Here is a 13943-nt window from a genome sequence, read left to right as displayed (position 1 = left end):
CCTGGTTACGGATCGTTTCGCGCGGATGTTGCGCCGGCCGCGCGGATGGCATCCAGTGCCTCCGTGGCCGTCATGGCCTGACTGAAGAGGAAGCCCTGCGCTTCGTCGCAGCCTTCGCCCAGCAGGGCTACCCGCTGCGCCGCGTCTTCCACGCCTTCGGCGGTGACCTTGACGCCCAGGCCATGTCCCAACCCCATGAGGGCACGCACGATCGCCACGCTCTCGGGCTCGGTCGCCATGCTGTCGACGAAACTGCGGTCGATCTTGATGCGGTCGACCTTGAACGCCCGCAGGTGGTACAGGCTCGAATAGCCCGTGCCGAAGTCGTCCAGGGCGATGCGCACGCCGGCGTCGCGCAAGCCCGTGAGCGCCTGCCGTGCGGCGTGCAGATCGCGCACCAGCGTGTTCTCGGTGATCTCCAGCTCCAGCCGCGACGGTGGCAATCCGTATTCCCTCAGGGTGCCGGTCACGAAATCGCCGAAATCGGGACGTTGGAGCTGCACCGGCGAGATATTCACCGACACCAGCATATCGTCGCCCCACGTGGTGGCATCGCGACACGCCTGCCGCAGCACGCACGTACCCAGTTCGTTGATCACGCCGCACTCTTCGGCCACCGGGATGAAGCGCTCGGGTGGAATATCGCCCCATCGCGGGTCGTGCCACCGCGCCAATGCTTCGAACCCGATGAGCCGCCCGGTCTCCAGGTCCACCTGGGGCTGGTAATGCACCTCGATGCGCCGCTCGGCGACCGCCTCGCGCAACGCCGCCTCCAATTCGGCGCGGGCGCGAATCTGCTCGTCCATGTCGGCCTGGAAATAGTTCATCGACGACACGCGCTCGGCTTTCGCGCGGTAGAGCGCGATATCCGCGCGACGTACCAGCTCCGCCGCATCCTGCGCATCCTGCGGAAACAGCGCCACGCCGATGCCCACGCCCACCGAGTGCGCCTGGCGATCCAGCTGCACGGGATCGCGCACCGCCTCGATGAGTCGCATGCCGATGCTGGTGACCTCTTCCGGGCCGAACAGGTGCGTGGCCACCACGGCGAACTCGTCGCCGCCCAGCCGGGCCACCAGGTCGTCCTGACGCACGGCGGCCGCCAGGCGCGCCGCGACCACGCGGAGCACCTCGTCGCCGACGGGATGGCCGTACACGTCGTTGATGGCCTTGAAGCGATTGAGGTCGAGCATGAACACCGCATGCAACCGGGCCGCGCCGGGCGGCGCGACGATCGCCGAGGACACCGCTTCGTCGAAGCGGCGCCGATTGGCCAGGCCCGTCAGGGGATCCTGCATGGCCAGCGTGCGCGCGTGTCGCTCGGCATCGATCCGGCGCTGCACCTCCCTCGCCTGCGCCTGCATGCGCCGCCGCATGACGTAGACGAAGGCGGCGACCACCAGGGCGATGATGCCAAGCTCCTCGAACTCCAGCGCTGCGGCTTCACCCGTCGACATCCCGCGCTTGCGCAGGAAGTCGTACTCCAGCCCGAGAAACACCAGCATGCCGGTGACGGCCAGCACCACGGCGAAGTCCCAGAGCTGAAAACGATGGCGCATCACCCAATCCCCTACCCCGTTGCCCATAGATGTCTCCGGCCAGGCTTCCCATGTGCCTGGATTCAGGTGAAGTGGACGACAACTCGCTGGTATGGCGGCCGATTTTGCATAACAGGAACAACGCTCCCTGTTCGACCTACCATCACCGCTCCCGCCATCGATTCACGACATGGATATCGCTCAGGAACTGGCGGGAGCCGGCGTAGGGACGTCGTCGCTGACGGGCGTGGGTTCGAATCTGAGCGTTCCCGCCCACCGGTATTCCCCGTCGTGATCCTTGGGGTGCCGCACGCCATCGATCACGGGCACCTCATGGAAATCGAAGGGGCTGACGCCGTCCAGGCAAGCCACGTTCACGCCGTACTGCGCGGTATTGGAGCGGCGCTGGTGATGGGTGTAGATCCCGCATCGCGAACAGAAGAAATGTTCGGCCACTCCCGTATTGAAACGGTAGCGGGTCAGCACGTCTTCACCGCGCAGGAAGCGGATGCCGCCCATCTCCGCCGACACGACGACGGCGCCTCGCATGCGGCAATAGGAACACGTGCAGCGACGGATCGTACGGAAACCGTCGGTCAAGGTGGCTTCGAATCGCACGGCACCGCAGTGGCATTGGCCCGCGTGCACCCGCTTCGTCGTATCGCTCATGGCATGGATCCGTTCGGCTCCGGGAAAGCCCGCATGGTTTCATGGAATGCGGGCCATTATCCGACCTTGGACGGCGTTTCGCCCGATACTTCAGCCGCGCATGATCCCCAGCAGCTCGTTGGCCTCCTCTTCGGTGACCGCGTCGGCCTCGACCAGGAACGCGACGGACCGGGCGCTCTCCACGTCGTGGAGCACCGTGGGGCCTTCATGGCGGAAATCGCCTTCGACCCGTCCGCCCAACGTCAGGAAGCCGGCTTCGACCGAACCCACCGTGAAGCCCCCGGCGCGCTCGATGAGCGCCATGCGAAGTTCTTCATGAAACCAGATGACCTTGCCCAGCATGAACCACCTTCCGTATCGCCGGTTGGGGAGGCCGGCATCGATCCTGTGTCGGCCTCCCCGGGGTTCGCTTGAATAAGCCAACCTTCACATTTGCGAAAACGGGCGGAAAAAGCGACATGGCAAACGGACCCATGGATAATGGCGCTTCTTTCGGAGGGTACCGACATGAGTCGTTTCATGGCATGGGTCGCCACCGCCGTCATGCTGGGCGTCGCCGGCATGCCTCCCGTGCAGGCGAGCACGGCTACGTCACCGAAAGCGTCGGGTATCTATCCGCTCGTGCCGGGCATTTTCGTCGTCCGGGGAACCGATTGCGGCAGCCCACCCAACGCGGCGATCAAGCTCTACGACGGCAAGGGCCTCGGCACCGCCCATACCAGCGCCTGCGCCGCCCACGTGATCTCCACGAGAAAAACGAAGGCCGGTACGTCGTTCGACGTGAGCCAGACGTGCAACGACGAAGGCGACGGCTCCGGCAAGCCGTTCACGGAAAAACAGACGATCGTGGTCAGGGATGCGACGCATTTTTCGATGCCGGGCACGAACGGTGGCAAGTACGACTACTGCCCGGTCGACGCGCTTCCCGACGATCTGCGCAGCGTGCTGCCTTCGGCCCGTGCCGGTACCTGAGCGAAAGCAGCCCTCCTGAGGCAGCCGCGATAAGGTGTGGCTCGATGGCCAGGATGAAGAAGAAAATCGACCTGCCCCAAAAGGTGTGTGCCGCCTGTGGGCGTCCCTTCACCTGGCGCCGGAAGTGGGCGCGTGATTGGGACGAGGTGCGCTACTGCTCGGACCGCTGCCGGCAGGCGAGGAAAACACCGCCATCGCCGTCTTGACGGCACCCACCACCGCCTGCGTGTCGATGCATAGGTTACCGACGCGCACGCGCAGGCCATCGCCACTCGGGCTCACTCAGAACCTCGGCGAAATAGTTGGCACTCACCGAAAACCGCTCGCATCTCTACCTGGACGTTGCCTCAGGCCCGTTCTGTAGTTAGCCATCCCGCCGCGTCTCCCGATTGCATCCCCGGGCGACATTCGTGGGGAGGCAACTTGACACCTTGCAGGCGGCTGTCTATCCATGCGTGATGCATGCCCAGACGCCGCCACCCCACGCCTTGCAAATCGCACTGGTCGAAGACGACGTGCCGCTACGCGACCTGATCCTGATGCCGGGACTGCGCACGTTCGGCTTCGCCTGCGACGCTTACGGAACGGCATCGGAGTTCACCGATGCCGGACACACCTATGACATCGTCATCCTCGACGTGGGTTTGCCCGATGCGAACGGCTTCGACCTGGCAAATACGCTGCGTGCCCGCTCGAACGTCGGCATCGTGATGCTCACGGGCCGGAGCGCCATCGACGACCGCGTTCGCGGCCTCATGGGCGGTGCGGACGCTTACCTCGCCAAGCCCGTGGACGTCGCCGAGCTGGCCGCGACGCTGCATAGCCTGGGACGACGATTGCAGCCGCCGCGGGACAACGGGTCCGAGCCCGGGCGCAGCCCATGGCACCTCGATGAAAGCGGCTGGTGCCTCGTTTCCCCCAAGGGCCGCTCCGTCGCGTTGAACGACGCCGAGCGCAGGGTCCTCGCCTTGCTGCTCGCCGCCCCGGGGCGGCCGGTGGCGCGAACCGAAATGGCCAGCGCGCTGACGACGGACATCTACGACTTCGATCTCCACCGCCTGGATATGCTCGTGCACCGGCTTCGCGCGAAGATCGCCGACGCTTCGAACGAGTCGCTTCCCCTGCGTGCCGTGCGTGGCGCCGGCTACGTCATGCTGCCCTGACACGCTGGGCCAGGCTGGGCGCCATGGCCACGAGCGCGGCGGGCGCGAACGGCTTCGGCAGGCAATGCACGCTGCGGCCCAAGGCGCGCAGACGATGCGCTTCCGGTTCGGCGGTCGCCGAGATGAGCACGATGGGCGCCGCCGTCTCGAGCCATGCCAGCCGCCCATCGACGTTGCCGGGAAGATGACCGTCACTGATGACCAGATCCCACTCGTCGTTCACCTGGGCGAGCGCATCGACGGCCTCGTCGACCGTGCTCGCGCCCATGGCCACATGACCGGCATCGTCGAACGCATCCAGCAGCAGATGGCGTAATTCGATCTCGTCTTCGATCAGCAGGACGCGAAGCGCACGGTGGGCCGGCGTGGCTAGCGCGGGCATGGGAGCCGCCACCATGGGCAGCCAGAGGCGCACCGTCGTGCCCATTCCCGGCCGGCTCACCACGGCCGCCTGCCCTCCTCCAGCGGCCATGACCTCACGCACGACCGCCAGGCCCAATCCCGTGCCGGCGCCGGCGGGTTTGGTCGTGAAATATGGCTCGAACACCCTCGACGCGACCTCTTCCGGTATGCCTGTTCCATCGTCGCTGAGTTCGACGGTGACACCAGCGACGGCCGAATGCGTCCATGGCCGCACGGTCACCGTGAAAACGCCGGCGGCATCCATCGCGTCACGCGCATTGGCTGCGATGTTCAGCAGCGACAATTCGAACTGCGCGCGATCGATACGGACATGGGCCGGCTGCGGCAGCACATCATGGAGGATGACCGACTGGGGAGACGTGAACAGTTGGCGCAACATGGGAACGGCCTCGGCCACGGCCGCACCCACGTCGATCACCTCGGGACGGGGAGTCTCCCGGCGGCTGAAGGTAAGCAGCTTGCGACTGACGGCCGCGCCTCGCCTGGCGGCCAGGGCCATCCCGCCGACCGCGTCGCGCAGGCGACGTGCGTCGGCGCTGTCGCGCACCTGGTCGGCGTAACCGGCGATGACGGCGAGCACGTTGTTGAAATCGTGCGCTACGCCGCTGGCCAGGCGTCCGACGGTTTCCATCTTCTGCGCGTGAAGCAGTTCTTCTTGCGCCAGCTCACGTGCCAGCATCTCGTCGTGGAGTGCCTTGACGCAGCGGTCGACGATGAACGTGATGGCGAAGTAGCTCATCGCCAGCGACGGCAGGTTGGCCGCGCCGATCCATGGCCTCGCATACGCACGGGCCGTCAGCATCAGCACGTCCGTAACGGCGCCGCCGCAGAACATGGCGAGGAGCAGCCCATAGATCGTCCACAGTTGCCGGCGTCCGAGAACCAGGCCGCCAAGCACGATGGTCAGAACGGGGTACGTCTGGTCCAGTAACTGCCGCGTGAGGCCCACGCTGACGTACATGGCCGTCAGCGCCAACAGCATGGCGGCGACGAAGGATTGGACGGCGCGTCGCAATCGGCCGCGACGGATCAACCACAAGGCCAATCCCGCACCGGCCCAGACCACGACATCGGCACCGATATCCACGGCCATGTCTCGCCGCAAGGGCGTACGCACCACCGCCAGGTGATAGGCCCAGTTACCCGGAATCGTCACGAGGATGAAAGCCATCAGGCCTTGCAATGCGGGCGCATAGCGCCGTTCCACCTTGTCCGCGATGGGCGCGCGCTGCAGCCAGTCGACGAATCCCTTCATCCGGTGAATCTTCGTGAGCATCGGTGAATGTCCGTGCGTGTGAAGCGGCGATGACAATCTTACGATCCCCTCGACCCGGCGCAACGCCGGCGATTCAGGACATCAGGCTCGCCGCGCGGGAGGACCCTGGGGGCACCGGCGACGCCCATTCCGTTCGTTTTCGGGGAGAACCGTGTGAAACAACTACCAGAGACGTTTTGGCGCCTGCGTTTTGCAATCGTGCTGGCGTTGAGCATCCCGACCTGGGCTGCCGCAGCCGATGCGCCGCCGCCCTCCACCTCCGCCGACCGCCATGTGGCGGTCGACGGCGCGGACGACGGCAGCGACGACGCCTACGCCGAGCCGGGCACCAACGCCATCGCGGCGGGTGCGGCCAGCAGCGCGCTCGGCGCGGCCAGTGCGGCGTTCGGCTATGCCAGCCAGGCGTTCGCCGACAACACGCTCGCCTTGGGCGGCTTCAGCTTCGCAGGTGGCGTGGGCTCGTCGGCCGTCGGCGCATTCGCGACGGCCACCGGCGACAACGGCGTGGCCGTAGGTTACGGCAGCGTCTCGGCGGGTACGGGTGCCATCGCGCTGGGCGGCGCGGCCGCCATTCCTCCTCCATCGGGTACGGGCCTCGTGGATTCGGTGACCAGCGCGACCGGCTACACCGCGGTGGCGCTGGGCGCGGGTGCGACCGCGCAGGCCGACTTCGGATTGGCCCTCGGTGTGGGCGCCAATGCCAGCGGCGACCAGGGTGTCGCCATCGGCCTCCAGGCGCAGGCGACGGGACCGGCATCCACCTCGATCGGCAACTTCTCGAGTGCCGACACGTTGTTCTCCGTGGCCGTGGGCTATGGCGCCAAGGCCTCGGGCGAATGGTCGATCGCCGTCGGCACCGGCTCGCGCGCCATCGGCCAGGACGAAACCGCGTTCGGCGGAACCGCCATCGCCATGAGCGAGTACGGCGCCGATACCGCGGTGGGCACCAGCGCCCAAGCCACCGGCAGCCTGTCGAGCGCGCTCGGCACGGCCGCCAACGCCCAGGGCTACGCCTCCGTCGCGGTCGGATCGGCACTGGCCCAGGACGACTTCGCCGTCGCCATCGGTCCCCAGGCCTACACGCGTGGCGCCGGCAGCATCGCCATCGGTTCGGGCGCCATGACGGGCGGCCAGCGACCGTCGCCGCCTGACGATGGCGGTGGTGATGACGGTGGCTGCTGGATCTGTCGCGCGGGCACGCAGGCCGTGAATCCCGTGGAGGACGCCGTCGACGCGGTCGCCCTCGGTAACGCCGCCCAGGCGTTCGGCACGGGTGGCCTCGCCCTCGGCAGCCACACCATGGTGCTGGGCGCCAACAGCGTCGCGTTGGGCGTGGGTTCGCAGGCCGATCGCGACAACACCGTCTCGATCGGCGCAGCCGCCCCATGGACGGATTCGCAGGGCAACCAGCACGACATCCAGACCCGCCAGTTGACCAACCTCGCGGCGGGCACCGAGGCCACGGACGCGGTGAACCTGGGCCAGCTCAACGACGCCGTGGCGGGCGTGACGGGGGGCGCGGGCCAGAACGGCGCGGCGGTGGCGGCGGCATTCGGCGGCGGTGCCGCGTACGTGGCCGGCAGCCTCACGGCACCGGCCTACCTCGTCCAGGGCGCCACCTATAACGACGTGGGCTCGGCGTTCGCGGCGCTGGATGGCTCGCTGTCGGGCGCGTTGCACGACATCCGCGGCCTGCGGGATCAACTGGGCCATGGCGGCGGCCAGGGGCCCGGCCATGGTCACGGCAACGGCGTGTCGATCGGCGACGGCAGCGTGGCGACCGACGGCCGCGACACGGCCGTGGGCAAGAACGCCACCATAGGCGCGGACGGCAGCACGGCGGTGGGCAGCAACGCGACCATCGATGCCACGGCCACCAACGCGGTGGCGATCGGTGCGGACACGCACGTCACCGCGGCATCGGGCACGGCCGTGGGCCAGGGCGCTACCGCGACGGCCGCCAACAGCGTGGCGCTGGGTGCGGGCGCGATCGCCGACCAGGCCGACACGGTCTCGGTGGGTAACGCCACCAGCCAGCGTCGCATGACCAACGTGGCCGCCGGAACGGCGGCGAGCGATGCCGCCAACGTGGGTCAGGTGAACCAGGCCATTCAATCGGCCCGGACTTATGCCGACCAGCAGGACGCGACCACGTTGAAGAGCGCCAAGGCGTACACCGATCAACGGTTCGACGCGATGCGCGGGCAGTTCGACGACCGGTTCCGCAACCTGGACCGACGCGTCGACCGGATCGGCGCCATCGGGGCCGCCAGCACGCAGATGGCCATCAACGCGGCGGGCGTGACCTCGGCCGCCGGCCGCATCGCGGTCGGTGCCGGCGCACAGGGCAATCAGCGCGCGCTGTCCGTCGGTTACGCCACGACCTTGGGCGAGCACGCCCGCATGAGCATCGGTGGCGCTTTCAGCGGCTCCGAGAAATCCACCGGCGTCGGTTTCGGCGTCGACCTGTGAGGACCGCAACATGATCTTCAAGCACTTCATCACGCCCTGCCTCCTCGCGGTCGCCGTCCTCGGCGCCCTTCCCGTGGATGCCCTCGCCGCCTCCACCGACGGCAAGGTGGACGCCTCGGGCCTCCAGGCCACCGGCCGCTACCAACGCTTCATCGTGCGCTACCGCGACGGCAGTACCGAACGCATCCGGCTGGACGCCGCGGCGCAGAACGCCAACGCCGCCTTGAACCGCGGCGCCACGGCGAGTCGCGCGCTTCCCGCGACCGCCAGGACGGTGCGCCACATGACGGCCGGCGGAACGGTCATGACCCTGTCGCGTCCGCTCGACGCCAACGGCGCCCGCGCGGCCATGAACGCCCTCGCCGCCGATCCCGCCGTACTGCACGTCGAGCCCGATCTGATGATGCATGCGGTGCGTTCGTCGCGCGCCGCCGCCGTCGCGCCGGACGATCCGGGATATGCGGAACTGCAATGGGATTTCGGCGACCCCGTCGGCGGCATCAACCTGCCCGCGCTGTGGGACACGTTCGCGGGGGTCGACGGCACCGGCGTGACGGTGGCGGTGATCGACACCGGCATCACGGCGCACGATGACCTGGATACGTCGCTGGCGGACGCCGGCTACGACTTCATCGTCGACCACATGGTATCGGGACGCGACACCGACGGCCGCGTGCCGGGCGGCTGGGACATCGGCGACTGGACCAACGGCGAGCCCTGGCAAAGCGCGTGCACCGACGGCGCGAATCCGCCCGAGCAAAGTACCTGGCACGGCACCAACGTCGCCGGCGTCATCGCCGAGCGCACGAACAACGGGATGGGTACGGCGGGCGTCGCGCCGGGCGCCAAGGTGCTTCCCATCCGTGCGCTGGGCCATTGCGGCGGCTACACCTCGGACATCGCCGATGCCATCGTGTGGGCCGCGGGCGGCCACGTCGACGGCGTGCCGGACAACACGCATCCGGCGACGGTCATCAACATGAGCCTCGGCGGCGGCGGCGGATGCGCCTCGGACGGCGTCACGCGCGATGCCATCGCGAGCGCGATGGGCAACGGCGCGCTCGTCGTGGTGGCCGCCGGCAACGCGGACGACGACGCCGCCAACTACACGCCCGCGAGTTGTCCGGGCGTGGTGACCGTCGCCGCTACCGGCATCACCGGCCGTCGCGCGTTCTATTCCAACTTCGGCAACATCGTTACCTTGGCCGCGCCTGGCGGCGGTATCTACGCGAACGACGCGTCGACCGGCGCCATCGCCAATCCGGCGGGTTTCATCTGGGCGGCCTACAACACCGGCACGACCTCGCCGGTCGCCGTCGAAGACGGAGGCGCCACCTACGCCGGCATGGCGGGTACGTCGCAGGCCACGCCCCACGTCTCCGCCGTGGCGGCCCTGATGATCGGCGCCGCGATCCAGGCGAATCGCCCCGTGCCCACGCCAGCGGCATTGAAAAACCTGCTGGCCGCGAACACGCGGCCGTTTTCCCGCACGCCGGACGTCGCCATCGGAAGCGGCGTGCTCGACGCGCAAGCGGCGGTGGCGGCCGTGCTCGGAGTGACGCTGCCACCCCAGGTCACGCCGCTGGTGGCGAACCAGCTCTCCGCGCCGAGTCAGCGCGCCGCCGGCGGCTCGGTCGCTTTCAGCATCGACGTGCCCGCCGGTGCGCGCAACCTCGTGATTCGCAGCGTGGGCGGCACGGGCGATGCGTCGCTGTTCGTCAAGGTCGGGAGCATCCCGGCCGCCGACGGCTCCGACGCCGATGTTCGATCGGTACGCCCGGGCACGACCGAAAGCGTCGTTATTCCGACGCCCGTCGCGGGCACCTACTACGTCCGGCTTTACGCCGTGCAGGACTTCGCGAACGTGAGCGTCATGGCGAGCTACGTCCCGCCTCGTTGATGACGTTGCCACGCGCGGCTGCGAAGCCGCGCGGATAGGAGATGGCAGCGAGTCGTTATGACCCGATTCGCTTTCATCAGGCGTCCTGCCTCTCGTACCAACGCGTTGCCTCCTGCCCGGCCAGATCGGTCGAGCAAGCGAGCTCGCGTTGCGCTTCGAGAGCCTCGACACGTGAGGCATAGGCTTTCGACAACAGCGTGTACGCGTCGCTGCCCAGTGCAAGGCGCAAGGGCGCCGGATCCTGCGAAACGCTGGCAATCATGGCGTCGACCATCTTTTCGGGATCCCCCGCCGACTTGAAGGTCGTGTCTTCTATCACACGATTGACCATGCGTGACGGGGCGTCGTCATACGCGGGGTTGCGCGGTCCGACGGTCGCGCTGCGATGGATGAAGTCGGTGCGCGCACCACCCGGCTGGACGATGGTGCAGCCGATGCCGAACATCGCCACCTCCTGCGCGACCGACTCGACGAAGCCTTCGATGCCCCATTTGGTGGCGTGATAGAGCGAGCCGCCGGGAAAGGTCACCTGACCGCCCATGCTGGAAAGCTGAAGGATGCGTCCGCCGCCCTGCGCCCGCAGGTGCGGCAACGCGGCGCGGATGAGCTGGATCGAGCCGACCAGGTTCGTTTCGATCTGGTGGCGGACCTGGTCGTCGGTGACTTCTTCGGCCGCGCCCATCAGGCCGTAGCCGGCGTTGCTGACAACGACGTCGATCCGCCCCATGGTTGCCCAGGCTTGGTCGACGACCGGACGGATGGTGTCGGTGCGGGCGAGGTCCAGTTCGGCGAGGTGGAGCGCTTTCCCATAGGAGGCCTTGAGGCTTCCAAGGGGATCAGGGTTGCGGACGGTGCCGACAACGCGGTCGCCCGCCGCCAGGAGTTTCTCGGCCATAATTCGGCCGAAACCGCTGCTGATGCCTGTGATCAACCATGTTTTCATGGGTTTGCTCCGAGGTCGTGGGGGCGGAATGTGATAAGGTGAGGCTACCTCCGAATATTTATACGGCGGCAGCCTCCGTTTATCAAGCTTCCCTCGTCGCCATGGCCAAAGATTCCCCTTCCCCTCCCCGTCGTAAAGCCCGCGCCGACGGCGAACGCAATCGCGCGCTCCTGATCGAATTCGCAAAGCGTGCTTTCGCCGAACGCGGCGCGAGCGCCAGCCTGGAACAGATCGCGCGCGACGCGAGTCTGGGCATCGGCACGCTCTACCGGCACTTTCCCTCGCGGGACGTGTTGATCGAGGCGATCTATCGGCAGGAAACCGATGCGCTCGTGGATGCCGCGACGCGACTCCAGTCGGCGCATCCACCGGTTGCGGCGCTGCGCGAATGGTTGCTGTTGTTCGTCGACTTCCTGGCCGTCAAGAAAGGCATGGCCGAGGTGCTGGGCACGCTGATCGGTGGGACGGATTCGCTGGCATCGGACGCTTCGGTACGCGTGACTGCCGCGCTCGATCGATTGGCGAACGCCGCCTCGGCGACAGGAGATATCCGATGGGATATTTCTCCCGTCGATCTGCTGCGGGCCATCGGCGGGATCGCCAACCTGAATCCCGACGACGAATGGCGTGCGTCGGCGATTCGGATGGTCGACCTACTGCTCGGTGGATTACGCGTCGGACATCGTTAGGAACGAGCCGTCGACGATATGGGATATCCCCCTCAGCGAACGAGGGTGCTTCGGGCGAGGTCCACGATTTCCGTCGCCTTTCCGTTGAGTACGGCCTTCAACATCCACAGGCTGAAGCCTTTCGCCTGCTCGCGGGTGATCTTCGGCGGCATGACGAGTTCGAGGCGATCGGTGACGACGTCGACCACCACGGGCCCGTCATGCGCGAAAGCCGTTTCCAATGCCTGGCGTAGCTGCGCCGGGTCTTCGACGCGGATGCCGGTGATACCGGCCGCGTTCGCCATCGCCGCGAAGTCCGGGTTGTGCAGATCCGTATGGACGGGAAGGAAGCCCGCGGCCTTCATCTCGATGTCCACGAAGCCGAGCAGGCCGTTGTTGAAGATGACGACCTTCACCGGGAGCTTCGACTGGCGGATGGTGAGCAGGTCGCCCATCAGCATGGAGAAGCCGCCGTCGCCCGACAGCGAGATGACCTGGCGGCCGGGATGGCTGACCTGCGCTCCGATCGCCTGCGGCATCGCGTTGGCCATGGACCCGTGCAGGAACGAACCCAGGAGCCGGCGCTCCCCGTTCATCGCGAGGTACCTGGCCGCCCATACGGTCGGCTCGCCGACGTCACAGGTGAAGATGGCATCCCGGTCGGCAAGCTCGCTGACGAGCCGCGCGACCAGCTGCGGATGGATGGGCCGGTGGGTGGAGTCGGGACGCGCCAGAGCATCGAGATCGCGCCGGGCCTGTTTGTAGTGGTCGACCGCGGCGGCAAGATGCGACCCGTCGCTTTTGGCCTCGAGCTTCGGAAGAAGCATGGCCAACGTTTCGCTGACGTCGCCGACGACGCCGAGTTCCAACCGGCAGCGTCGCCCGAGGTTCTCGCCGCGCACGTCGACCTGGACGATTTTCGCCTTCTGCGGATAGAACTGCCGGTACGGGAAATCCGTTCCGAGCATGAGCAAGGTGTCGCATTCGTTCATCGCGACATAACCCGACGAGAACCCGATGAGTCCGGTCATGCCGACGTCATAGGGGTTGTCCCACTCGACGTGCTCCTTGCCCCGGAGCGCGTGGACGATGGGCGCCTGCAGGCGCTCGGCCAGTTCCACGACGGCATCGTGCGCGCCCTTGCAGCCGGCACCGCACAGGATCGTCAGGCGGCGGCTGTCGTTGAGGATCGTCGCGAGGTCATCGATATCGTCCGACGACGGGACGATGCGCGGCGCGCGCGGCACCGGCCGCTTCGCCGCGAGCCACTCGCCGGCCTCGCGCAGCGCCATGTCGCCGGAGATGACGACGACGGCGACGCCCTGCTTGACGATGGCCTCGCGGATGGCGGTCTCGATGATGCGCGGCACGTGCGCCGGATCCGAGACCAGTTCGACGTAGTGGCTGCATTCCTGGAAGAGCTGCTGGGGATGGGTCTCCTGGAAATAACTCGAACCGATCTCCGTGCCCGGGATATGCGCCGCAATGGCGAGGACCGGCACGCGATTGCGATGGCAGTCGAACAACCCGTTGATGAGATGCAGGTTTCCGGGCCCGCAGCTTCCGGCGCAGACGGCGAGCTTGCCCGTCAACGCCGCCTCGGCTCCCGCGGCGAAGGCGGCGACCTCCTCATGGCGCACCGGCACCCATGCGATGTGCCCGTGAACTCGCAGCGCTTCGGTGATGCCGTTGAGCGAATCGCCTACCAGCCCGTAGATCCGCTCGACGGCGGCGGCCTCGAGTACTTCGACGATGCGTTCTGCGACGTTGGCCATGCTCCGTTCCTTTGCGATCGGTCGAGGGAAGCGACGCGGTGACTTCAGGGCCGCCCCATGCGAAACGATGGGGGCCACGCACGCCCGCGAGCGAGCGTGGCTGCCGCTGCTTCCCGGTATATACCATTTCGCGTCCGATTCTTG

General features: G+C 67.4%; 11 protein-coding genes and 1 pseudogene. 6 read left to right on the top strand and 6 right to left on the bottom strand.

Annotated elements, in window-relative coordinates:
- Positions 1-5: 5 nt before the first annotated feature.
- From L2Y94_RS09900 to L2Y94_RS09890, 3 genes and pseudogenes are all read right to left on the bottom strand, one after another.
- Positions 6-1559 carry a putative bifunctional diguanylate cyclase/phosphodiesterase gene (locus tag L2Y94_RS09900; protein WP_247374781.1) on the bottom strand — a complete coding sequence of 518 codons (1554 nt, stop codon included), beginning with the start codon at positions 1557-1559 and terminating at the stop codon, positions 6-8.
- A 273-nt stretch (positions 1560-1832) separates the two neighbouring features.
- Positions 1833-2207: pseudogene (locus L2Y94_RS09895) on the bottom strand (GFA family protein); the annotation flags it as partial.
- A 90-nt stretch (positions 2208-2297) separates the two neighbouring features.
- A complete protein-coding gene (locus L2Y94_RS09890) occupies positions 2298-2549 on the bottom strand; it encodes a hypothetical protein (protein ID WP_247374777.1) in 252 nt (83 codons plus the stop codon).
- A 165-nt stretch (positions 2550-2714) separates the two neighbouring features.
- Here L2Y94_RS09890 and L2Y94_RS09885 point away from each other — a divergent pair, with 165 nt between their 5' ends.
- The 3 genes from L2Y94_RS09885 to L2Y94_RS09875 all read left to right on the top strand — a co-directional run bounded on the left by L2Y94_RS09885 (position 2715) and on the right by L2Y94_RS09875 (position 4342).
- Complete coding sequence (locus tag L2Y94_RS09885) at positions 2715-3179, top strand: hypothetical protein (protein WP_247374776.1); 465 nt, start codon at positions 2715-2717, stop codon at positions 3177-3179.
- 53 nt (positions 3180-3232) lie between these two features.
- Positions 3233-3385, top strand: a complete 153-nt coding sequence (locus L2Y94_RS09880) for a DUF2256 domain-containing protein (RefSeq protein WP_425602450.1) — start codon at positions 3233-3235, stop codon at positions 3383-3385.
- Positions 3386-3589: 204 nt separating this feature from the next.
- Entirely contained in the window at positions 3590-4342 is a 753-nt protein-coding gene (locus tag L2Y94_RS09875) for a response regulator transcription factor (RefSeq protein WP_247374771.1), read from the top strand.
- On the opposite strand, the gene L2Y94_RS09870 is transcribed toward L2Y94_RS09875, so the two are convergent.
- Positions 4329-6041 (bottom strand): hybrid sensor histidine kinase/response regulator, encoded by a 1713-nt coding sequence (locus tag L2Y94_RS09870; RefSeq protein WP_247374769.1) that lies wholly within the window; start codon positions 6039-6041, stop codon positions 4329-4331. The two genes, L2Y94_RS09875 and L2Y94_RS09870, sit on opposite strands and share 14 nt — an antisense overlap.
- Positions 6042-6194: 153 nt before the next feature.
- On the opposite strand from L2Y94_RS09870, the gene L2Y94_RS09865 reads away from it, so the two are divergent.
- Complete coding sequence (locus L2Y94_RS09865) at positions 6195-8513, top strand: adhesin (protein WP_247374767.1); 2319 nt, start codon at positions 6195-6197, stop codon at positions 8511-8513.
- Positions 8514-8523: 10 nt separating this feature from the next.
- Positions 8524-10413: a S8 family serine peptidase gene (locus L2Y94_RS09860; protein WP_247374766.1), complete on the top strand. Its 1890-nt coding sequence runs from the start codon at positions 8524-8526 to the stop codon at positions 10411-10413.
- A 76-nt stretch (positions 10414-10489) separates the two neighbouring features.
- Here the strand turns inward: L2Y94_RS09860 and L2Y94_RS09855 are convergent, their stop codons facing one another.
- A complete protein-coding gene (locus L2Y94_RS09855) occupies positions 10490-11356 on the bottom strand; it encodes an SDR family oxidoreductase (RefSeq protein ID WP_247374765.1) in 867 nt (288 codons plus the stop codon).
- Between the two features lie 38 nt (positions 11357-11394).
- Between L2Y94_RS09855 and L2Y94_RS09850 the strand changes: the two genes are divergently transcribed.
- Positions 11395-12045, top strand: coding sequence for a TetR/AcrR family transcriptional regulator (locus L2Y94_RS09850; protein WP_247374764.1), 651 nt, complete (start codon positions 11395-11397; stop codon positions 12043-12045).
- A gap of 32 nt (positions 12046-12077) precedes the next feature.
- On the opposite strand, the gene poxB is transcribed toward L2Y94_RS09850, so the two are convergent.
- Positions 12078-13799: a ubiquinone-dependent pyruvate dehydrogenase gene (gene poxB / locus L2Y94_RS09845; protein ID WP_247374763.1), complete on the bottom strand. Its 1722-nt coding sequence runs from the start codon at positions 13797-13799 to the stop codon at positions 12078-12080.
- Positions 13800-13943 lie beyond the last annotated feature (144 nt).

This window comes from Luteibacter aegosomatis, from assembly GCF_023078455.1.
Classification (GTDB): domain Bacteria; phylum Pseudomonadota; class Gammaproteobacteria; order Xanthomonadales; family Rhodanobacteraceae; genus Luteibacter; species Luteibacter aegosomatis.
This window is presented reverse-complemented; position numbering and strand designations above follow the sequence as displayed.

Excerpts from the sequence above, each read along its gene's own strand:
- L2Y94_RS09900 (WP_247374781.1), bottom strand. The coding sequence starts at position 1,559 with ATGCGCCATCGTTTTCAGCTCTGGGACTTCGCCGTGGTGCTGGCCGTC.
- L2Y94_RS09890 (WP_247374777.1), bottom strand. The coding sequence starts at position 2,549 with ATGCTGGGCAAGGTCATCTGGTTTCATGAAGAACTTCGCATGGCGCTC.
- L2Y94_RS09885 (WP_247374776.1), top strand. The coding sequence starts at position 2,715 with ATGAGTCGTTTCATGGCATGGGTCGCCACCGCCGTCATGCTGGGCGTC.
- L2Y94_RS09880 (WP_425602450.1), top strand. The coding sequence starts at position 3,233 with ATGAAGAAGAAAATCGACCTGCCCCAAAAGGTGTGTGCCGCCTGTGGG.
- L2Y94_RS09870 (WP_247374769.1), bottom strand. The coding sequence starts at position 6,041 with ATGCTCACGAAGATTCACCGGATGAAGGGATTCGTCGACTGGCTGCAG.
- L2Y94_RS09860 (WP_247374766.1), top strand. The coding sequence starts at position 8,524 with ATGATCTTCAAGCACTTCATCACGCCCTGCCTCCTCGCGGTCGCCGTC.
- L2Y94_RS09855 (WP_247374765.1), bottom strand. The coding sequence starts at position 11,356 with ATGAAAACATGGTTGATCACAGGCATCAGCAGCGGTTTCGGCCGAATT.
- poxB (WP_247374763.1), bottom strand. The coding sequence starts at position 13,799 with ATGGCCAACGTCGCAGAACGCATCGTCGAAGTACTCGAGGCCGCCGCC.